The sequence below is a fragment of the Aurantiacibacter rhizosphaerae genome, assembly GCF_009807005.1.
Lineage (GTDB): Bacteria > Pseudomonadota > Alphaproteobacteria > Sphingomonadales > Sphingomonadaceae > Alteraurantiacibacter > Alteraurantiacibacter rhizosphaerae.
This window is the reverse complement of the sequence record NZ_WUBR01000003.1, coordinates 1-20,413: the sequence shown is the minus strand read 5'-3', so window position 1 is coordinate 20,413 and position 20,413 is coordinate 1. Positions and strand designations below refer to the sequence as shown.

21 protein-coding genes, 1 tRNA gene and 1 pseudogene are annotated in these 20,413 nt (G+C 62.9%); 15 read left to right on the top strand and 8 right to left on the bottom strand.

Translation table 11 applies throughout. The features are described 5' to 3' along the window. Positions 1-44: 44 nt before the first annotated feature. Positions 45-830 (top strand): Rossmann-fold NAD(P)-binding domain-containing protein, encoded by a 786-nt coding sequence (locus GRF63_RS12380; RefSeq protein ID WP_160486379.1) that lies wholly within the window; start codon positions 45-47, stop codon positions 828-830. Here GRF63_RS12380 and GRF63_RS12375 read toward each other — a convergent pair. Continuing rightward, the gene (locus GRF63_RS12375; RefSeq protein ID WP_160486378.1) at positions 811-1,764 is read right to left on the bottom strand and encodes a DMT family transporter; all 954 of its coding nucleotides are present in this window, start codon (positions 1,762-1,764) and stop codon (positions 811-813) included. The two genes, GRF63_RS12380 and GRF63_RS12375, sit on opposite strands and share 20 nt — an antisense overlap. Further along, a complete protein-coding gene (locus GRF63_RS12370) occupies positions 1,761-2,756 on the bottom strand; it encodes a threonine aldolase family protein (RefSeq protein WP_160486377.1) in 996 nt (331 codons plus the stop codon). Before GRF63_RS12370 ends, GRF63_RS12375 begins: the two co-directional genes overlap by 4 nt. Positions 2,757-2,806: 50 nt before the next feature. Between GRF63_RS12370 and GRF63_RS12365 the strand changes: the two genes are divergently transcribed. Further along, entirely contained in the window at positions 2,807-3,103 is a 297-nt protein-coding gene (locus tag GRF63_RS12365) for a GNAT family N-acetyltransferase (protein ID WP_160486376.1), read from the top strand. A 24-nt stretch (positions 3,104-3,127) separates the two neighbouring features. On the opposite strand, the gene GRF63_RS12360 is transcribed toward GRF63_RS12365, so the two are convergent. The 3 genes from GRF63_RS12360 to GRF63_RS12350 all read right to left on the bottom strand — a co-directional run bounded on the left by GRF63_RS12360 (position 3,128) and on the right by GRF63_RS12350 (position 5,537). Next, on the bottom strand, positions 3,128-4,681 hold the full coding sequence (locus GRF63_RS12360; RefSeq protein WP_160486375.1) for a PH domain-containing protein: 1,554 nt from the start codon (positions 4,679-4,681) through the stop codon (positions 3,128-3,130). 7 nt (positions 4,682-4,688) lie between these two features. Beyond that, the gene (locus tag GRF63_RS12355; protein ID WP_237392480.1) at positions 4,689-5,162 is read right to left on the bottom strand and encodes a PH domain-containing protein; all 474 of its coding nucleotides are present in this window, start codon (positions 5,160-5,162) and stop codon (positions 4,689-4,691) included. Between the two features lie 300 nt (positions 5,163-5,462). After that, positions 5,463-5,537, bottom strand: a tRNA-Thr gene (locus GRF63_RS12350). A 91-nt stretch (positions 5,538-5,628) separates the two neighbouring features. On the opposite strand from GRF63_RS12350, the gene GRF63_RS16425 reads away from it, so the two are divergent. From GRF63_RS16425 to GRF63_RS12305, 10 genes are read left to right on the top strand one after another with little or no spacing between them, the layout of a single operon-like run. Next, positions 5,629-5,799: a hypothetical protein gene (locus GRF63_RS16425; protein WP_202131741.1), complete on the top strand. Its 171-nt coding sequence runs from the start codon at positions 5,629-5,631 to the stop codon at positions 5,797-5,799. 49 nt (positions 5,800-5,848) lie between these two features. Then, positions 5,849-6,535, top strand: a complete 687-nt coding sequence (gpmA, locus tag GRF63_RS12345) for a 2,3-diphosphoglycerate-dependent phosphoglycerate mutase (RefSeq protein WP_160486374.1) — start codon at positions 5,849-5,851, stop codon at positions 6,533-6,535. Between the two features lie 4 nt (positions 6,536-6,539). Further along, positions 6,540-7,055: a 5-(carboxyamino)imidazole ribonucleotide mutase gene (purE, locus tag GRF63_RS12340; protein WP_237392479.1), complete on the top strand. Its 516-nt coding sequence runs from the start codon at positions 6,540-6,542 to the stop codon at positions 7,053-7,055. Beyond that, complete coding sequence (locus GRF63_RS12335) at positions 7,052-8,110, top strand: 5-(carboxyamino)imidazole ribonucleotide synthase (RefSeq protein ID WP_160486373.1); 1,059 nt, start codon at positions 7,052-7,054, stop codon at positions 8,108-8,110. The genes purE and GRF63_RS12335 overlap by 4 nt, the downstream gene beginning before the upstream one ends. Then, positions 8,110-8,607: a dihydrofolate reductase gene (locus tag GRF63_RS12330; RefSeq protein WP_160486865.1), complete on the top strand. Its 498-nt coding sequence runs from the start codon at positions 8,110-8,112 to the stop codon at positions 8,605-8,607. Before GRF63_RS12335 ends, GRF63_RS12330 begins: the two co-directional genes overlap by 1 nt. Then, entirely contained in the window at positions 8,604-9,782 is a 1,179-nt protein-coding gene (locus GRF63_RS12325; protein ID WP_160486372.1) for a dipeptidase, read from the top strand. Before GRF63_RS12330 ends, GRF63_RS12325 begins: the two co-directional genes overlap by 4 nt. Then, a complete protein-coding gene (locus tag GRF63_RS12320; RefSeq protein WP_160486371.1) occupies positions 9,779-10,720 on the top strand; it encodes a bifunctional riboflavin kinase/FAD synthetase in 942 nt (313 codons plus the stop codon). Before GRF63_RS12325 ends, GRF63_RS12320 begins: the two co-directional genes overlap by 4 nt. Before the next feature lie 7 nt (positions 10,721-10,727). Continuing rightward, positions 10,728-13,619: an isoleucine--tRNA ligase gene (ileS, locus tag GRF63_RS12315; RefSeq protein WP_160486370.1), complete on the top strand. Its 2,892-nt coding sequence runs from the start codon at positions 10,728-10,730 to the stop codon at positions 13,617-13,619. Next, positions 13,616-14,134 (top strand): signal peptidase II, encoded by a 519-nt coding sequence (lspA, locus tag GRF63_RS12310; protein WP_160486369.1) that lies wholly within the window; start codon positions 13,616-13,618, stop codon positions 14,132-14,134. Before ileS ends, lspA begins: the two co-directional genes overlap by 4 nt. Positions 14,135-14,168: 34 nt before the next feature. Beyond that, entirely contained in the window at positions 14,169-14,576 is a 408-nt protein-coding gene (locus GRF63_RS12305) for a DUF3035 domain-containing protein (protein WP_160486368.1), read from the top strand. Between the two features lie 250 nt (positions 14,577-14,826). Here GRF63_RS12305 and GRF63_RS12300 read toward each other — a convergent pair whose 3' ends face one another. Next, positions 14,827-16,146, bottom strand: a complete 1,320-nt coding sequence (locus GRF63_RS12300; RefSeq protein ID WP_160486367.1) for a hemolysin family protein — start codon at positions 16,144-16,146, stop codon at positions 14,827-14,829. A gap of 146 nt (positions 16,147-16,292) precedes the next feature. Between GRF63_RS12300 and GRF63_RS12295 the strand changes: the two genes are divergently transcribed. After that, on the top strand, positions 16,293-16,976 hold the full coding sequence (locus GRF63_RS12295) for a YiaD family glycine zipper/OmpA-like lipoprotein (protein ID WP_160486366.1): 684 nt from the start codon (positions 16,293-16,295) through the stop codon (positions 16,974-16,976). A 63-nt stretch (positions 16,977-17,039) separates the two neighbouring features. On the opposite strand, the gene GRF63_RS12290 is transcribed toward GRF63_RS12295, so the two are convergent. Further along, the gene (locus GRF63_RS12290) at positions 17,040-17,822 is read right to left on the bottom strand and encodes a 3'(2'),5'-bisphosphate nucleotidase CysQ (protein WP_160486365.1); all 783 of its coding nucleotides are present in this window, start codon (positions 17,820-17,822) and stop codon (positions 17,040-17,042) included. 118 nt (positions 17,823-17,940) lie between these two features. Between GRF63_RS12290 and sucC the strand changes: the two genes are divergently transcribed. Then, positions 17,941-19,140 carry an ADP-forming succinate--CoA ligase subunit beta gene (gene sucC, locus GRF63_RS12285; protein WP_160486364.1) on the top strand — a complete coding sequence of 400 codons (1,200 nt, stop codon included), beginning with the start codon at positions 17,941-17,943 and terminating at the stop codon, positions 19,138-19,140. A 38-nt stretch (positions 19,141-19,178) separates the two neighbouring features. Here the strand turns inward: sucC and GRF63_RS12280 are convergent, their stop codons facing one another. Continuing rightward, entirely contained in the window at positions 19,179-20,024 is an 846-nt protein-coding gene (locus GRF63_RS12280; protein WP_160486363.1) for an exopolysaccharide biosynthesis protein, read from the bottom strand. Between the two features lie 267 nt (positions 20,025-20,291). On the opposite strand from GRF63_RS12280, the pseudogene GRF63_RS12275 reads away from it, so the two are divergent. Next, positions 20,292-20,413, top strand: a pseudogene (locus GRF63_RS12275) (electron transfer flavoprotein subunit beta/FixA family protein); the annotation flags it as partial.

Here is a 20,413-nt window from a genome sequence, read left to right as displayed (position 1 = left end):
CTAAAATCCTTGGGTTGGCGCGTCGAGTGTATAGAACGCACGATATGGCGCATCTGTTCATATTTGGTCTTGGATATACCGCAAAACGCATTGCGAAGCTTGCCGACGCGGCAGGCTGGCAGGTTTCAGCCACGGGTTCTGACGGCGAAGTGGATTTTGCAAATCGCGATTCGGTGCAGGCCGCGCTGGAGCAGGCGAGCCACGTTCTCTCCTCCGTTCCGCCCGACAGGGAGAGCGGCCTCGATCCGGTGCTGGACACCTATGGGCGGGACTTCCCAACGGCGTGGTACGGCTATTTGTCCTCCACCGGAGTGTATGGCGATGCTGAGGGCGCGTGGGTCGATGAAGCGTCCTCCACCGGAACGGGCAGGCGGTCGGCCCGCAGTGAGGCGGACGCGCTGTGGCTGGATCTGGGCGCACGTGTGTTCCGCCTGCCGGGCATTTATGGCCCCGGTCGCAGCGCGTTCGACCGGGTGGAGAGCGGCAAGGCCCACCGCATTGATCTGCCGGGGCAGGTATTCAGCCGCGTTCACGTGGATGACATCGCCAGCGGTGTGATGGCCGCGCTCGCCAGCGATGCGCCGCCGGGGGCCTACAATCTGTCCGATGACCTGCCCACCAGCCAGAACAGCGTAATCGAGGAAGCCTGCCGCCTGCTGGGCGTTTCGCCTCCTCCATTGCAGAGCATTGAGGAGGCGGGCCTTTCCCCCATGGCGCGCGGCTTCTATGCCGAGAACCGGCGGGTGGCGAATGGCAAGGCGAAGCGGGTGCTGGGCTGGCAGCCTGCCTACCCGACGTATCGCGAGGGGCTCAGCTCTCTGAAGCCATAGGCTTGGTCGGCACCGGCTGCGCCTTTGCCTGCCGTGCGCGCAGGGCAATCACCAGGCCGACCACCGCCAGCAGCGCGCCCGAAACCGTCAGCGCGTTCCAGCGATAATCCTCGAACATGGTGGTCAGCAGCATGGCCACGATAACCGTAACAATGCCGTTATAGGCCGCCCGGCCCGCGCCGATCTCTCGCACAAGCGTGTAATGCAGCGGGAAGGTGACCACGCTGCCCGCCAGCGCCAGCCAGCCGATGCCCAGCCAGAACGTGGTGCGATCCGGCAATGTGGGCGGCCCGGCGGTGAACCATGCCAGCGCCAGATCGGCGATGGTGCCATACAGCATGGCCCATGCCAGCAGGCTGACCATCGGCAGGGCGCGGCCCGTCTCGTTCGCCTGCACCACATTGGCGATGCTGGCCGCCAGAATGCCCAATGCGGCCCAGAAAATGCCCAGCGGGATCGATCCGCCCAGCGGGTTCAGCCCCGCCTCATGCCACAGCAGCAGGCTGATGCCCGCCATCGCGATGAACGTGCCGATCACGAAATTGCGCGTGATCCTCTGCCCCAGAAGCAGCCAGCCGAGCACGGCGTTGGAGACGATCAGCAGGGTGAACATCACCGCCACGATGCCCGATGTCAGATGCAGTTCGGCGCGATAGACGAAATTGAAATTGCCGCAGAACTGCGCGATGCCCACCGCCAGCGCCAGCCAGTGCCCGGCCTTGCCGATGGCCAGCGATTTGCCCATCAGCCGCGCGACGATGAAGATGGCTGGCGTCGCCACCATGAAGCGGATGGCGACAGACCAGCTTGGCGGCACACCGTCGATCTGGTCCGTGATCACCCACCACGTGCTGCCCCAGATCAGTCCGGTCAGCAAAAAGGGCACAATCACCCGCAGCCGCAGCAACGTGTGATCGGGATGCGGCAGGCTCATAAAGACGCGATGGCCTTGCTCAGCGCATCCGCATGATCGTGATCGGTCGCCCAGCTGGTGACGAGGCGGATGCTGGAGTCATCCCAGTCGTAAAAGGAGAAACCCTGCGCGCGCAGTGCCGCGCGCTCATCGGCGTTCATCGCCACGAACAGTTCGTTGATCTGGGCGGGATGGATAAGCCGGTCACCCGCTGCATCGGCGATGATCGCGGCTGCCGCATTGGCGGCACGCGCATTTTCCAGCCACAAGTCGTCATCCAGCATGGCGTGGATCTGCGCCGCGAGAAACCTGCCCTTGCTTTGCAGATGACCGGCGCGCTTGCGGCGGAAGCGGAGCATCTCTGCCTTTTCAGTGTCGAACAGGATCACCGCCTCTGCGCCCATCCCACCGTTCTTCACGAACCCGAAGCTGAGGGCATCCGCAGGGCCAGCCGCCTCTGCCGGTGACACGCCGAGGTGCGCCGCAGCATTGCCGAACCGCGCACCATCTATGTGCAGGCCAAGGCCATGCTCGCGTGCCAGCGCACCGATGGCGGCCAGTTCTTCAGGCCGATAGCAAAGCCCGTATTCGCTCGCCTGCGTGATCGAGATCGCCTGCGCCGGAACCTGGTGCACGCCGCGCGTGATGCCGGACAGGACATCGCCAATCGTCTCCGGCGTCAGCTTCGCGCCCTCGCCACTGGCCAGCAGCAGCTTTGCGCCGTGCAGGTAAAAACCGGGCGCGCCGCATTCGTCCATCTCGACATGCGCTTCTTCGTGGCACACCACGCCGCCATGCGGATCGACCATCGTCGCCAGCGCCAGGCAGTTCGCCGCCGTGCCCGTCGCCACCCATAACGCTGCGCATTCGCGCCCGAACATCGCGGTAAAGCGCGCATCCAGCTCCCGGCTCAGCGCGTCGGTATCATACGGCGTATCGGCGCTGTCGGCAGCACGCATCGCATCCCACAAGCGGGGATGTACGGGTGCGGCATTGTCGGACAGGAATTGCATCGCGGAACGCCATGGCCTTGGGGATCGTTCAGCGCAAGAAGGAGACACTCATGTCAGACATAAAAGTAACCGACGAAACCACCCATGGCGCCTACCGCGTGGAGGTGGAGGGGGCAGACCAGCCTGCAGAGCTGACATGGCAGGCACGCGGCGAAGCGCGAATCGCAGACCACACCTTCACCCCGCCCGCAGCACGCGGAAAGGGCATCGCCTTCGACCTGGTGGAATTCATGGTGAAGGATGCGCGCGATAAGGGTTTCACCATCGTGCCGCAGTGCCCCTATGTCGCGGCGCAATTCCGACAGCACGAGGAATGGTCAGACGTGCTGGCCGATACCCCAAGCTAGGCTGCGCGCTGACACGACGCCGGACTATTTCGGCAATTTGGCGAAATCGACAGCGGCAATCGAGTTGAGCGCCGCGCTGCGCATTTCCCGCGCATCTTCCAGACCAAGGCCGGGAAATGCCAGCCGCCCGCCCGCCAGGCCGAATCGCAGCGTGCAATAGCCGCGCCAGCGGGCCAGCGGGCCTTGGGTGATTTCCACCGAATGCAGCTTCACCCGGTTGGCGATGCGCAGGCTGGGTGCCAGCCATCCCCTACGCGAAATCACCTGCTCTGGATCGAGGGCATGGCGCACGAAACGCCAAAGGAAATATTCGCCCGCCGCGATAAACATAGTCACAGCCGCCAGCGCCAGCCCCACGGGCACAAATCCCGTCACAAACGCCAGCAGCGCCGCCGTTGCTGGGAAAAACGCGCGCAGGATGGCGCGATCGAAGTAATAGTCGCTGCTGGCGCGTCGCCAGAGCGCGCTGTCATCCGGCAGGGTGAAGCCGGCCTCGCGGGCGATGGGGGCGATCTCTGCCATGGTGGCAAAGGGCGCGATATCGTGATTGGAGCTGCCGTTATCCTGCGCCAGGCTGATGACGGAAAGCCCGTGCCAGCCGAAGCGGCGGCGGATGACGCCCGTTTTCACCACCAGCGCCTGCACCCGCTGAACCGGCATGACGACGTCCGTTTTCGTCAACAGACCACGGCGGCGGCGAAAGCCCTTTGGCGTGCGGTCCAGCCGGAATTCCCAATCCCGCACGAAGGTGCGCACCATTCCGCTGGCCATGCCCACCACGATCACCACGCCAAGAGCATAGATCGCCGCGATAATCTTCGCCGCCAGTCCATAGCCGGAGACGGCCTTACCCGCCTCCACAATGCGGCCATCGCGCAGCCAGTCGCTCAAGTAATCCCACAAATCGAACGGCAGCAGGAATTCCAGCTGCTGCATCGCGCCCAGCAGCACGGCAAACACCACCAGCGAGAAATTGAACAGGCCGAAGATGAATAACCGCTTCGGCCCCATGGCGAACAGCGTTTCACCCTGCTGCTGCGCAGCGGGGGCGGATGCGGATAGGGGCCGATGTGCTGCATCAATCGGGCTAGCGCCCTCCCCTTCCGCCATTTCGCGAACGGTATCGCGCAGCCGCTCCCCCTCGGCCTCCGACACGTAGGACAGCGTCAGCTCGTCCTTGCCGCCTGCGCCCGTCTCGAACTTCACCTCCACCAGCCCAAGGATGCGCGGGATCAGTTTCTGCTCCAGGCTGACGTCCTGAATGCGATCATAGGGGACGGACCGGGCCGAGCGGCTGATGATCCCCTGCTCCAGCCGCACATCGTTTTCACCGATGCGATAGCGCATGCGATACCAGGATAGCCACGCACCGCCGATCATCAGGGCGAACAGGGCGATACCGCCCAACCCGAACAGCAGCGCCGCAATGCCGGTGGCACCGCCATCGTCGCTGATGGAATAGAGCGCGAAACCGATGGGTATCAGCGCGCGCCCGGCGGTAAGCAGCGTGTTGACGACAAGGGTGAGCTTGTTGACCCGCCGCCATTCGCCAACCTCTATTTTTGCAGCAGCGGTCACAGCTTCATCACAGCGATTCGCGTTTCACATGGGCGCGGATTTCCTCGCGCATGGCCACGGCATCGGCATGGGCAAGGCCCGGCAGCGTGACGGAGGCATTGTGCGTGCCCGCCGTGTGCAGGATCAGCCGCGCAATGCCAAAGGCGCGCTCCAGCGGCCCCTGCTCCACATCCAGGTGCTGCACCCGGCTGAACGGCACCACGGTATCGGCATGAAACATCACGCCCTTCACCACGCGCACCCGATCATCCGACATGTGAAACCCGCGCGATCTGAAGCGCTTTATCGGCAGCAGCCCGATGAACAGAACCGCGAAGATGGCCGGCACCGCCATGGGCGCCCACGTCCAGGGTTCGGGAAAGATCCCGGCAACGCCCAGGGCAATTGCGCCGATCAGGAACGGCAAAACCGTAAGCGCACCCTCGATTCGCATGACCGTGGTGTAAGCCGGATCGAGTTTTGTGAGCGGTTCCGTATCCATCGGGTGATCTATAGCCGCAACACACTCTTTGAAAAGCCCCTCAAGCGCCGGGCGATTTATGCTTTGCGCACCGGCCTCCGCCGGTGCGTCCTCGCTAGATGCGCAGCAAGCTGCGCCCGCTGCGGGCGGCCAGTCGGCCTTGCGCTCCGCTAGGCGCGGACCGTTTCTTGCCCAATTCACGAGGCATAAAATAGGGCTCGGTCGTGATAACGACCGCAAGCGCGACTGCGCGTCCGAGCTGATGCGAGGATAGCCAAGTGAGCGGACGCGAACGCCGGCGCTTGAGGCCAAAACAAAAAATGGTGCCACGAGAGAGAATTGAACTCTCGGCCTCACCCTTACCAAGGGTGCGCTCTACCACTGAGCTACCGCGGCGAACCGAAACAGGCGCGCCCTATTGTCGCGTAGCGGGCGAAAGTCAAGCCAAGCTTGAGCCGAAACGCGCCTTGGGCCAAGGGTATATGCCATGAGCAAGGATTTGTCCCGCGAAGAACGCCTGGCCGCGCAGCTGCGCGCCAATTTGAAACGGCGCAAGGCGCAAAAGCGGGCGATGGCGCCCAATTCGCCCGCCGATGGCCCATCCGCCAATGGGGAAGGCGAATCGTCAGACCTTTCCAAGACCGACGTCGAAAGCTAGTGCGCCCGCTTCTGCGAGCCTGTTCTTGTAAAAGTGAGAGAGAAAGACATTGCCCAAGCTGATCCTCGTGCGCCACGGCCAGTCCGAATGGAATCTGGCAAACCGTTTCACCGGCTGGTGGGATGTCGACGTGACCGAGAAAGGCGTGGCCGAGGCGAAAGCGGCGGGCCGCCTGCTGAAGGAAAAGGACGTTCTGCCCACGCTGGCCTACACCTCAGTCCAGAAACGCGCGATCAAGACGCTGCATCTGGCGCTGGAAGAATGTGACCGGCTGTGGATCCCGGAAACCAAGGACTGGCACCTGAATGAGCGGCACTATGGCGGCTTGACCGGCCTCAACAAGGAAGAAACGCGCGAAAAGCATGGCGAGGAACAGGTGCATGTCTGGCGTCGCAGCTTTGACGTGCCGCCGCCGGAAATGCCCAAGGGCGACAAGTATGATCCCGGCGCCGATCCGCGCTATGACGGGATCGATGTGCCGCAGACCGAAAGCCTGAAGCTGACGATCGAACGCGTGCTGCCCTATTGGCAAAGCGAGATCCTGCCCAAGCTGGAAGCGGGCGAAACCGTGATCATCTCTGCCCATGGCAATTCCCTGCGCGCGCTGGTGAAGCACCTGTCGGATATTTCCGATGATGAGATCACGGGCCTCGAAATCCCCACCGGCCAGCCGATCATCTACGAATTTGAAGGCTCCGCCCCCGTGGGCAAGCATTACTACCTGAAGGACGCCTGATCTGATGAGCGCTGCCGCCGCCAAGGTCCCCGTTGCCATCGTCATGGGCAGCCAGTCCGACTGGCCCACCATGACGAAGGCCGCCGCCGTTCTGGACGAACTGGGCGTAAGCTACGATGCGCGCATCGTATCGGCCCACCGCACGCCGGACAGGCTGCATGAATTCGGCAAGAACGCGGCGGAAAACGGCTTCCAGGTCGTGATCGCAGGCGCGGGCGGCGCTGCCCACCTGCCCGGCATGATCGCCGCGCTGACGCACCTGCCCGTGCTGGGCGTTCCGGTGCAAAGCCGCACGCTGTCCGGCCTCGATAGCCTGCTTTCCATCGTGCAGATGCCCGCAGGTGTGCCCACCGGCACGCTGGCAATCGGCGATGCCGGTGCCACCAATGCAGGCATCATGGCCGCATCGATCCTGGCGCTGAACGATGCCGCGCTGACCGAAAGGCTGAAAGCCTATCGCGCCGCGCAAACCGGCAAGGTGGCAGAAAAACCCTCGGACCCTGAATCGGCCGGGGCATGAGCGCGCTTCCCCCCGGTTCCACGATCGGCATCCTCGGCGGCGGCCAGCTGGGCCGCATGCTGGCCATGTCTGCCGCGCAGCTGGGCTATCGCTGCCATATCTTTGCGCCGGAACGCGAAAGCGTGGCTGCAGAGGTATCCGCCAGCTTCACCTGCGCCAACTGGCACGATACAGAGGCGCTGACGCAATTCGCCCAGGATTGCGACGTCATCACCTATGAATTCGAGAACGTGCCGGTTGGCCCGTTGGCGAAACTGCCGCAGGATATGCTGGCGCCTGCACCGCGCGCGCTGGAAGTGGCGCAGGATCGCGCGCGCGAGAAACGCTTCATCCAGGATGCTGGCGGAACGCCTGCCGATTTCGTCGCCATCGATCACGATAGCGAACTGGCCGATGCGGTGGAGCGAATCGGTGTGCCCGGCATCCTGAAGACCCGGCGAGACGGCTATGACGGCAAGGGCCAGTGGTCGATCAACGAACGTGCCGATGCGCAAGGCGTGCGCATCCCGGAAAGCGGCTGCGTTTACGAGGCGCGGATGAATTTCGAATGCGAATTCTCCGTCATCCTGGTGCGCGGGCGCGATGGGGAGGTGCGCTTCTGGGATTCCACCCGCAACCGCCACGATGATGGCATCCTGGCCCATTGCGAACTGCCCGCCCCGGCAATCGTGGCTGCGCAGGTGGAGCAGGCGCGGGACATGGCGCGCAAGGTTGCCAATGCGCTGAACTATATCGGCGTGCTGACACTGGAATTCTTTGCCACGGCAGGCGGACCGGTGTTCAACGAAATGGCACCGCGCGTGCACAATTCCGGCCACTGGACGATAGAGGGCGCGGTCACCAGCCAATTCGAGAACCATATCCGCGCCATTTGCGGATTGCCATTGGGCACGACGGACAGCACTTCTGCAAAGATCATGATGGACAATCTGATCGGCGAAGGCGCGTTGGATCTGGCCCGCCACCTGTCCCGGCCGGGCGCGCATGTGCATCTTTACGGCAAGTCAGAAGCGCGTGCAGGCCGCAAGATGGGCCATGTCACGCGGGTGGGATGATGGGCCGTGACGTGCTGTTCATCGTCGCGCGGGCGACCAATGGCGTCATCGCGCAAGATGGCGATGTGCCCTGGGCGATCTCGGAAGATCTGAAGCGGTTCAAACGCCTGACCATGGGAAAACCCATGGTCATGGGCCGCAAGACATTCGAGAGCCTGCCCGGCCTGCTGCCCGGCCGCCGTCATATCGTGCTGACGCGGCAGGCTGGCTGGCAGGCCAAGGGCGCGGAAACGGCATCCAGTCCGGACGAGGCGATGAAGCTGGCTGGCGATGGCGATATCGCGGTAATCGGCGGCGCGGAAATCTTTGATCTGTTCTGGGATCATGGCACGACCTTCGAACTGACCGAAGTGTTTGAGGATACGCGCGGCGATGTGACAATGCGATCCCCCGCCGATGATCCATCGTGGCGTGAAATCGCCCGCGAAAGCCGCCCTGCCAGGGATGGCTTCCCCCCCTATGATTTCGTGACGTTTGAGCGGTCTGGCCCTGCATGAAACGCGTGCTGATCGGCTTTGGCGGCGTGATCCTGCTGGCCGCAATCGCGTTCTTCACGCTGGCGCCCGGTGTTGTGGAACGCCAGCGCAACCAGATCGATGCAAAGCCCCTGCCGCAAATCTCTGCCGAAGCGCGCGCCTTGCATGAAACCTTGCGCGTGGTTGATCTGCATGGCGATACCTTGCTGTGGCAACGCGATATGCTGGAACCGGCAGAGCGCGGGCATATAGACCTGCCGCGGCTGCAACAGGGCAATGTGACTTTGCAGGTATTCTCCAGCGTCACCAAGACGCCCAAGAACCAGAACTATGACAGCAACACGGACGAGACGGATAACATCACCCTGCTCGCCATCGGCCAGTTGCAGCCTGTGCGCACGTGGGGCTCGCTGCTGGAGCGGACGCTGTGGCACGGCGAAAAGCTGGAGCGTGCGGCGCAAGGTTCTGACGGGCGGCTGACGCTGGTGCGCACCCCTGCCGATATCGTGCCGGTGCGCGCGCCCGATGTGGCCGATCCGCCGGTTGCCGCCATGCTCTCTGTCGAAGGGCTGCACAATCTGGAGGGCGATCTCGCCAATCTGGATGTGCTCTACGACGCCGGAGTGCGCATGGCGGGGCTGGTGCATTTCTTCGACAATGATCTGGCCGGGTCCATGCACGGCGTGGCGAAATCAGGCCTCACCCCCATGGGCCGCGACACTGTGCAGCAGATGGAGGCGATGGGCATGATCGTGGACATTGCCCATTGCAGCCATGCCTGCGTTGCCGATGTGCTGGCCATGGCCACGCGCCCCGTCGTGTCCAGCCACGGCGGTGTGCAGGCGACATGCCCCGTCAACCGCAACCTGACCGATGAAGAGATTCGCGGCCTGGCAAGAACGGGCGGCGTGATCGGCATCGGCTATTGGCCGGGCGCTGTTTGCGACACGTCTCCGCAGGCGATCGTCGCGGCGATGGCGCATGTGCGCGATCTGGTGGGTATCGGCCATGTGGCGCTGGGCAGCGATTTCGATGGCTCCGTCACCACCGGTTTCGACACCGCCCAGCTGGCGCAGGTGACGCAGGCGCTGATGGATGCACAGTTCAGCGCAGAGGAAATTCGCGCGGTAATGGGCGGGAATGCCCTGCGCGTGCTGGAAGAGGGGCTGCGCCCCCAAGGCAAGGCAAACGCATGACCCGTCTCTCTCACCGTGATGCCATGCCCGATGATCTGCGCGGAGCGATCGTTGCGCTCGGCAATTTTGACGGGTTTCATCTTGGCCATCAGCACGTGGTGCGAGAGGCCGTGGAATGGGCACGGGCGGAGGGCCGGCCCGCCATCGTCGCCACCTTCGATCCCCATCCCATCCGCCATTTCGCTCCGCATGTGCCGCCCTTCCGCCTCACCTCGCTGGATCAGCGGGAGGCGATGTTCGAACAGGCAGGTGCCGCGGCGATGATGGTGTTCGCCTTTGACGATGCGCTGGCAGCCACCACCGCCACGGGCTTTGTGCGCGATCTGCTGGCCGGACAGATGGGCGCGGCAGGCGTGGTGACGGGGGAGGATTTCACCTTCGGCAAGGATCGCGGCGGCAACACGCAGATGCTGCGCGAAATCGGCGCAACCTGCGGCATAGAGGCGCGTGCCATCAGCCCGGTGGGGTCCAGCGGGCAGGTCGTCTCCTCCAGCCGCATACGTGATGCGCTGAAAGCGGGAGAATGCGATGTGGCCGCGCAATTGCTCACCCGCCCTTTCACCGTGCGCGGCACCGTGATCCATGGGGACAAGCGCGGACGAGAGCTGGGCTATCCCACCGCCAATATCGACATGGGCAGCTATATCCGCCCGCGCTTCGGCATTTACGCCGTCACTGGCCGGGTGCTGGCAACGGGGCAGGAATTGCAGGGCGCAGCCAACCTTGGCGTGCGGCCCAGCTTCGATCCGCCCAAGGAATTGCTGGAGCCCTATTTCTTCGATTTCTCCGGCGATCTTTACGGGCAGGAAATCGACATCGCCTTCCATCACTTCCTGCGCCCTGAGGCGAAGTTTGACGACATGGACGCCCTGAAGGCGCAGATGGAAGAGGATTGTGCGCGGGCGCGCGAGCTACTAGGTGCCCGCCCAAAGGAATAATGGCGCGATGACCGACGAAACAGCCAAGCGGGATTACCGGGACACCGTCTTCCTGCCGAAGACCGATTTCCCCATGAAGGCGGGCCTCCCCCAGAAGGAGCCGGGCATTCTGGCGCGCTGGGAAAAGGATGACCTTTACGGCCAGCTGCGCAAGGCGCGCGCGGGACGTGAGAAGTTCATCCTTCACGATGGCCCGCCCTATGCCAATGGCAACATCCACATCGGCCACGCCTTGAACAAGGTGCTGAAGGATGCGGTGATCCGCACGCAGACGCTGCTGGGCAAGGATGCGCCCTATGTTCCGGGCTGGGATTGCCACGGCCTGCCGATCGAATGGAAGATCGAGGAAAAGTACCGCAAGAAAAAGAAGAACAAGGACGAGGTTCCGCCAAAGGAATTCCGCCAGGAATGCCGCGAATACGCCGCCGAATGGGTGGCGGTGCAGGCGGAGCAGTTCAAGCGGCTGGGCGTGATGGGCGAATGGGACAAGCCCTACCTCACCATGGCGCCGGAGGCCGAAGCGGGCATCGTCGCCGAACTGCTGAAATTCGCCGAGAGCGGCCAGCTCTATCGCGGCGCGAAGCCGGTGATGTGGAGCCCGGTAGAGAAAACCGCGCTGGCCGAGGCCGAGGTCGAGTACGAGGACATCGTCTCGACGCAGATCGACGTGGCGTTCGAGATCGTGGAATCGCCCATCGAGGAACTGGTCGGCGCGCACGCGGTAATCTGGACGACGACGCCGTGGACGATCCCGGTGAACCAGGCTTTGGCTTATGGGCCGGATGTGGACTATGTATTAGTCAATTGCGGCGGGGATGCAGCGATGTATCTAGTCGCACGGGATCTCGCCGACACTTTCTTAGAACGCACTGCAAATCAAATTCCCGGCGACTATTTTTATCGCAAGGAACCAGAGGCAGTCATCAAAGGCTCCGATCTCGCCGGAACCAAGGTTCGCCACCCGATGCATCACCTCGGCGGGTTCTTTGCCGAGCCGCGCCCGATGCTGGCGGGCGATTTTGTCACCACCGATGCGGGTACGGGAATCGTCCACATGGCGCCCGACCATGGCGAGGACGATTTCGACCTGTGCAAGGCCAACGGCATCACGCCCAAGTTCGTTGTCGACGACGATGGCCGCTATCGCGAGGACTGGGGCTGGCTGCCGCGCACGGATGAGCGCAACATGTCGGTCATCAATCCCAAGTTCAACGCGCCGGACGGTCCGATCTGTTCGGACCTCGCGGAAGCGGGCGGTTTGCTCAGCGCATCCACCGATTACAAACACTCTTATCCACATAGCTGGCGCAGCAAGGCGAAGATCATCTTTCGCTGCACGCCGCAGTGGTTCGTGCCGATGGACAAGCCGTTGGGCACGTTCGATTTCGACGTGGCCGTTCCCAATGCGCTGGGCGCCGCAGTGGCGCTGGGCACACAGGCGGACAACACCGCCACGCTGCGTGAAACGGCCCTTGCCGAAATCGAGAAGACGCGGTTCGTTCCTGCCAAAGGCAAGAACCGTATCGGTTCGATGGTCGCCGGTCGCCCGGACTGGGTGCTCTCCCGCCAGCGCGCATGGGGCGTGCCCATCACGCTGTTCGTGAACCGCGAAAGCGGCGAATATCTGGTCGACCAGGCCGTGAACCAGCGCATCGTCGATGCCATCAGGCAGGACGGCGTGGACGCGTGGTCTCAGGAAAACGCCGCACAGCTTCTCGGCCCCGATTACGCGGTCGAGGATTACGAGATGGTCACCGACATTCTCGACGTGTGGTTCGATTCGGGCTCCACCCACGCCTTCGTGCTGGAAAGCGATGTCTGGCCGGATCTGCAAAGCCCGGCCGATCTCTACCTCGAAGGCAGTGACCAGCACCGCGGCTGGTTCCAGTCCTCCCTGCTGGAATCCTGCGCCACCCGTGGCCGCGCGCCTTACAAGCAGGTGCTGACCCACGGCTTCACCATGGCCGCAGACGGTCGCAAGATGTCGAAGAGTCTGGGCAACACCATCGATCCGCTGAAGGTGATGGAGCAATACGGCGCGGACATCATCCGCCTGTGGGCGCTCAGCGTCGATTACACCGAAGATCACCGCATCGGGCCGGAGATCCTGAAAGGCGTGGCCGACCAGTATCGCAAGCTGCGCAACACGCTGCGCTACATGCTGGGCGCGCTGGGCGAATTCGACGAGAGCGAGCGGGTGGATGTTTCGGACATGCCGGAACTGGAGCGCTACGCACTCGTGCTGCTGGGCGAGCTGGATGCCACTTTGCGCACCCATATCGATAATTACGATTTCGATGCCTACACCCGCGCGCTGGTGGATTTCATGAATGAGGACCTCTCGGCCTTCTTCTTCGATATCCGCAAGGACAGGCTCTATTGCGATGCGCCCGGATCGGCAGAACGCCGCGCCTATCGCACCGTGCTGGATACGCTGTTCAACGCGCTGATCCGCTACGCCGCGCCGGTGCTGGTGTTCACCGCGGAGGAAGTGTGGGGCACGCGCCACCCGGAAGGCGGCAGCGTCCACCTGCTGGAATGGCCGGAAATTCCGTCGGCTGAGGCAGATACCGCGCGCTGGGACGCACTGCGATCCTTGCGCGAACGCGTGATGGAAGCCATCGAACCGCTGCGCCGCGAGAAGACCATCCGTTCCGGGCTGGAGGCCGAGGTGACCGTGCCCGCCAGCGCCGTGCCGGAAGGCTTTACCGCCGAAGATCTCGCCACCCTGTTCATCACCGGCACAGTGACGCTGGGCGATGGCGACAGCGTGAGCGTGACAAAATCCGACGATGCGAAATGCGGCCGTTGCTGGCGCCTGCTGCCGGAAGTTTCCGAAGATGGCGACCTGTGTAACCGCTGCGAAAGCGTGGTTGCCGAACTGGATGCCGCATCATGAGCGCGCTGGCCAAGTTCCGTATCTATGGCATCGTGCTGGCGCTGGCGATTTTCGGGATTGACCAGTGGGTGAAAAACTTCGTGGTGGAGGACCTGGGCCTCACCCGCGTGGGTGACCATTACCCGCTGCTGCCCTTCTTCGATTTCACCCGCACCAACAACTACGGCGTCTCGCTCGGCATGTTCGAGGCGACCAGCATGGAAATGCGCTGGATACTGGTCGCCGGCACGGCCGCCATCGCGCTGGTGGTGCTGGTGTGGATGCTGCGTGAAAAGCTGCTGGGCGAAATTCTGGCCCTGGGGCTGGTGCTGGGCGGCGCGCTGGGAAATATCCGCGACCGGTATCTATACGGCTATGTCATCGACTATGCCGACCTGCATATCGGCGATTTTCGTCCATTCCTGATTTTCAATGTCGCCGATGCCGCGATCACGATCGGCGTTGTTATTATCCTTGCCCGCGCCTTGTTCATGCGCGAGAAACCGTCCAATGAGCAGGACGCTGCTACTGAATAGACCGATGGCCCATGAGCCCGGAGAATTGACAACTATGCGTAATCACACCCGCGCCCTTATTGCCTCTGCCGCCGTGCTTGGCCTGTCCGCCTGTGGCGGCATCAGTATTGACCGCGATCGTCCGGATGAATTTGCCGTGCAGCGCCAGGCGCCGCTGGTGATCCCGCCCGATTTCCACCTGGAGCCGCCCGCACCCGGCGCCCCGCGCCCTGCAGAAGGCACCGCCTCGCAGCAGGCGCTGGAAGCACTGTTCGGCGGCCCATCGCAGCGCAGCACCATCGAAACCTCCGCGCTGGATCAGGCGGGCCAGGCCGATCCCGGCATCCGCTCTGCCATTGGCGATGCGGAAACCTACACGGTGGACAAGGGCACCACGACGCAGGCCATCATCGCCGCCCCTGAAGGTGACGGGCAGGCAGCACGGGCCGTAATACCTTCCTGATTTGGCCCTCAAGCGCCGGGCGCAGCGCGTCCGCGCTGCTTGGCTTTCCTCGCAGAAGCTCGGGCGCGCATTCGCGCTTGCGGTCACTTGTCGCGACCGTTTCTTCCGCACCACTTTAAGGTGTGTGCTGGATCGGTCCGCGACTAGCGCACCGCAAGGCCGACTGGCCGCCCGCAGCGGGCGCAACTTGCTGCGCATCTAGCGAGGACGATTGCGCGGAGGCGCAATCGAAAAACAAACAAATCCCGATCTATTCGTCGACCAAATCGCCGGGCTTCTCCCGCGCAACCAGCAATTTGTCGATCTTGCGCCCGTCCATGTCGACGATCTCGAAACGCCATCCCTGATCGATGAAGAACTCGCCCTCGGCAGGCAGGTGCTTAAGCACGGACAGAACGTATCCCGCAGCGGTGGCGAATTCCTTGTTCTCCGGAAAATCCAGGTCGAGGCGATCTGCCAGCGCATCTGCCGCCAGTGCGCCTGACACCAGATAGCTGCCGTCTTCACGCTCTGTGAACATGGGCGTATCGCCCTCGTCCTGGTGGCTGGCAAAATCACCGGCGATGGCCGAGAGTAGGTCCGCCGTGGTGACGATGCCGTCTAGGTGGCCATATTCATCATGCACCATCGCCATGCCTGTGCCCGATTGCTGCAACACGCGCAGCGCATCCATCGCGTCCAGCTGGTCCGGCACCACCTCGCTCTTGCGCATCAGCTCGTCCAGCACGACCGTGCGGCCTGTCATCAGCAGCGTCAGCACCTCGCGCACCTTCACCACGCCCAGAACCTTGTCGGGAGAGCCTTCGGCCACGGGCAGCAGCGAATGCGGCGATTCGGCAATCGCCGTGCGCAGTGCATCGTCATCCGCGTTGATATCGATCCAGTCGATCTGCGTGCGCGGCGTCATCAATTCTCTGACGGGGCGATCCTGCAACCGCATGATGCCCGAAAGGATGGCGCGCTCCTGCTCTTCTATCACGCCGGTGCGCGTGGCATCGGCAAAGATCATGTGCAGTTCTTCCGCCGTCAGCCGGTGATCGCCCTTGTTGCGCATGCCAATCATCGACAGCAGCAGGCTGGATGACGCATCCAGCAGCCAGACGAAGGGCGCGGCCACCTTCGCCAGCAGCGCCATCGGCCTTGCCATCACCAGCGAGATTGGTGTCGCGGCGCGCAGCGCCAGTTGCTTTGGCACCAGCTCGCCAACAATCAGTGTGCCAAAGGTGGTGAAGCCGATCACGATGGCAAAGCCGACATTATAGGCCGTGTCCTCATCCAGGCCGAACCAGGCAGAGATCCGCTCCCCCACAGGGGCGCCCAGCGCCGCGCCCGACACCGCACCAGCAATGATGCTGATCAGCGTGATGCCGATCTGCACGGTGGAGAGGAACTTGCCCGGCTCTGCCGCCAGACGCATGGCGACCTCGGCGCTCTTGCTGCCTTTTTCGGCGGCCATGCGCAGGCGGGCGGTGCGCGCAGAGACGATCGCCAGCTCCGACATGGCAAAAACGCCGTTGAGAACGATCAGGAAAGCGAGCGCGGCCGCGTAATGCCAGGGGAAGGGGCTCATCGCGATTCCCGCTAGCAGGTTTATGGGATTGCGCAAAAGCCCAGAAAGCACGGCTTCGCGGAACTGGCATCGGGAACATTCGTTAAGGGGAGCACATCGCGCCACTTCAGGTTTGGGGATGCGCGGATTAATGGAGGAATTTTTTCATGAATATCAAAAAGATGCTTGTTTCGACGACAGCAGCACTGGCGCTTATCGGCACCACCAGCGCCTGCGTCACCGATCCCAACACGGGTGAGCGCAAAATTTCGCGCACTGCACTTGGCGGCATCGGCGGCGCCGGTCTCGGCTATCTGCTGGGCGGCCTTATCGGCGGCAAGACAGCCCGCATCGTAGGCGCAGGCATCGGCGGCGCAGCTGGCGGCTATGTCGGCTACCGCATGGACGAGCAGATCAAGGAACTGGAAGAAGTTACCGCCGGCACCGGCGTGGACGTGAACCAGACGCCTGAAGGTGACGGCATTCTGGTGAACTTCCCGGATGTGACCTTCGCCGTGGATTCCACCAGCATTTCGCCGCAGATGCGCGATACGCTGGACGGCGTGGCACAATCGATGGTGACCTATCCCGATTCGCTGATCGACGTGATGGGCCACACCGATTCCACCGGTAGCGAGCAGTACAATCTGGATCTCTCGCGCCGCCGTGCCGAATCGGTTGCCAACTACCTCGTGTCACGCGGCGTTTCGCGCGCCCGCGTTGAAACGATTGGCTATGGCGAACAGTATCCGGTGGCAGACAATTCCACCGCAGCCGGCCGTTCAGAGAACCGCCGCGTGGAAATCCGCATCACGCCGATTACGCAGGATGATGTCAACGCGGCCTATTGATCGCGCGGACATTTATGCAAGGAAGGGCCGCTCCGCTTGGGGCGGCCTTTCTATTTGTGGGCTCTATTTGTTGACGAGGCGCTCTGCCCGTTCGCGCAGCCGCTCCACCGCCGCACCGTGAATGCCCGGCGCACTGGCCAGCAGGCCAAAGGCGCGCGGATCGCGCTTGTTATAGGCCAGCGGCTGGCCGAAGGCATCAGTAACCGCGGCGCCTGCCTCCCGCGCGATCAGGGCAGCGGCGGCGATGTCCCACTCAAAGCCCCAGCGCAGGGTCGCCACAAGATCCGCCCTGTCATCGGCAACCATAGCCACGCGCAGGGCGATGGAATTGGGCTGCTCCACGGTCACAAGGTCGCTGTCTTCCTTCGGCAGATCATGCACCGGCACCCGCGATCCGGGGAATTTCACGCGCTTGCTGGATTTCAGGCGCTGGCCATTCAGCCACGCGCCCTTCCCCGCCACGGCAGACCACACTTCCCCCCGCGCCGGGGCAACCAGCGATCCGATCAGCGGACGGCCTGCGGAAATCAACGCAACGCTCACCGCCCACCCCTTGCGCCCGCGAATGTAATCGCGCGTGCCATCAATCGGGTCCACCAGCCAGATCAGGCCCTTTTCCAGGCGATCGTCAGTGTCGGCGGTTTCTTCCGACAGCCAGCCCGCCGCTGGCAGCAACGCGCCAAGCTCGCGGCGCAGGAAGGTATCAACCTCCAGATCGGCCTCGCACACCAGGCTTCCCGGCGATTTTTCCCAGCTTTGCAGGTCATGCCCGCCCGCTGGCCACTTGCGAAGCGCCATATATCCCGCCTCGCGGCAGATCTGTTCGAGTTTCATGCTGTCGATCATCGGTACATTGGCATGTGCGCAAGGGCGGAACCGATTGCAAGCGCCGCGCGATGATGCTTTAGCGCCCGCAAAAGAACGATCCTACCGACTCTCATTAATTGCAACGAAGGTCCGCCCGATGAACATCCATGAATACCAGGCCAAGGAACTGCTCGCGAAATTCGGCATTGGTGTGCCCACCGGCTATCCTGCGATGAGCGTGGAGGAGGCTGTCGAAGGCGCGAAGAAGCTGCCGGGGCCGCTATATGTGGTGAAGGCGCAGATCCATGCCGGTGGCCGCGGCAAGGGCAAGTTTTCCGAGCTTCCCGCCGATGCCAAGGGCGGCGTGCGGCTTGCCCAGAGCATCGATGCGGTGGAAGCCGATGCGAAGGATATGCTGGGCAACACGCTGGTCACCGTGCAGACGGGTGACGAGGGCAAGCAGGTCAACCGCCTCTATGTGACGGACGGCGTGGACATCGCCAAGGAATACTATCTTTCCATGGTGATCGACCGGGAAAGCAGCCGCGTTGCCATGATCGTTTCCACCGAGGGCGGCATGGATATCGAGGACGTGGCGCACAACACGCCCGAAAAGATCGCCACCATCACCATCGATCCCGCCACCGGCTTCATGCCGCATCACGGCCGCGCCGTGGCCTTTGCGCTGAAGCTGGACGGTCAACTGGCGAAGGAAGCGCAGAAGCTTTCGAAGAAGCTTTATGAGGCTTTCACGGCGCTGGACTGCGACATGCTGGAGATCAATCCGCTGGTGGAAACCAAAGGCGGAGAATTGCTGGTGCTGGACACCAAGATGAGCTTCGATTCCAACGCGCTGTACCGCCACCCCGATGTGGAAGCCATGCGTGACGAGACCGAGGAAGACCCGATGGAGGTCGAGGCTTCCAAGCACGATCTTGCCTATATCAAGCTGGATGGCGACATCGGCTGCATGGTGAACGGCGCAGGTCTGGCCATGGCGACGATGGATATCATCAAGCTCAACGGATCATTCCCCGCCAACTTCCTGGACGTGGGCGGCGGCGCGACGACGGAGAAGGTGACGGCAGCCTTCAAGATCATCCTGTCGGATCCATCGGTGAAGGGCATTCTTGTCAACATCTTCGGCGGCATCATGCGCTGCGACACCATCGCAGAAGGCATCGTGATCGCGGCCAAGGAAGTGGAACTGGACGTGCCGCTGGTGGTGCGCCTGGAAGGCACGAATGTGCAGCAGGGCAAGGATATCCTCGCCAACTCCGGCCTGCCCATCGTCAGCGCAGACGACCTGGGCGATGCCGCCAAGAAAATCGTCGCAGAGGTGAAGGAAGCGGCGTAATCTGAATTGAGCGGCGTGCCAGGCTGACTGGCGCGCCGCTATTCTCCGCTGGAGCCGGACGTTGCCTCGTCCGCCGCGCTGGCGGCCTCATCGCCTGCTTTCTTGACTGCATCACCGGCCTTCTTCGCCGTTTCCTCCACGGCGCGCTCGGTATCCTCACCGATCTGTTCGACGGCCCTTTCGGTGTCCTCGGCTGCCGACTTGGCTTCGCGACCGGCGCTTTCCGCTTCCGCCTTGGCGTTGTCGATGTCGCGCTGGTCCACCAGCCCGTCCACCGCTTCGGTATCGCTCAGCCCGCCGTCCCAGTAATCATATCCCAATGCCCCCATCGCCGCGGCGCTCACGCTGATCGCGACGAGCATCAGAACCCCATCGCGCGCCAACACGGCCAGGCCGATGCCAGCGATGGTCAGCATGGGTACGCTGCTGGCGAAGGGCAGCACCTCAAGGAACGGCACGGTCGCGCACAGCAGCACCACGATGCCTGCTGCGATCTGCGCGAAGGGCGCGCGCGTCATCACCTTCAATCGCCGGTGGAAGTGCCTGTCCATGAACCGGCCAAGACCGCGCAGCTTGTTCGTCGCCTTGTCCAGTTTTTTAGCCGAGACGCGCCGATCAGCAAGGATGCCCGGTATCCATAGCGACTGGCGGCCCGCCATCTTCTGCACCGCGACCAGCGCGATGACGACGGCCAGAAAGGTCGGCACGCCCGGTATGGCGCCGACCGGCGTCAGTTCCAGCAGGGCGGGCACCATGATGGCAGGGCCGAATGTGCGCGAGCCGAAGGCGCGCGAAACCTGCCCTACCGACACGGCATCGTTCTCCTGTGCCAGTTCGTCCAGGCAATCCAGGATATCGCCGACGGAGTGTGGTGTTGTTGCCAAAGATTCTCTCCCCTGCAACAACGCGGGAACGGTACATGTGGTTTCTTGAATGTAGGGTATGCCCTCTAGCGCCTTGTTCGACGGACTTCTGGCACGTTTTGCAAAAAAGAGTCTTGTCGATGGCCGAAATTCATTGCCGCGCGTTATAGGATATGGAACAGCCGTTTCGCCGCTATGGGCGCTGAGACCAAGCCCGAATATCCAGCTTGACCTATACGTTAAGCTGTTTACACAAACGGCAGAACTCAAGACTGAGAGGACAAATTCATGAAAATCCTCGTGCCCGTTAAGCGGGTGATAGATTACAATGTGAAGCCGCGCGTGAAGAGCGATGGTTCGGGTGTTGATCTGGCGAACGTCAAGATGAGCATGAACCCGTTTGACGAGAT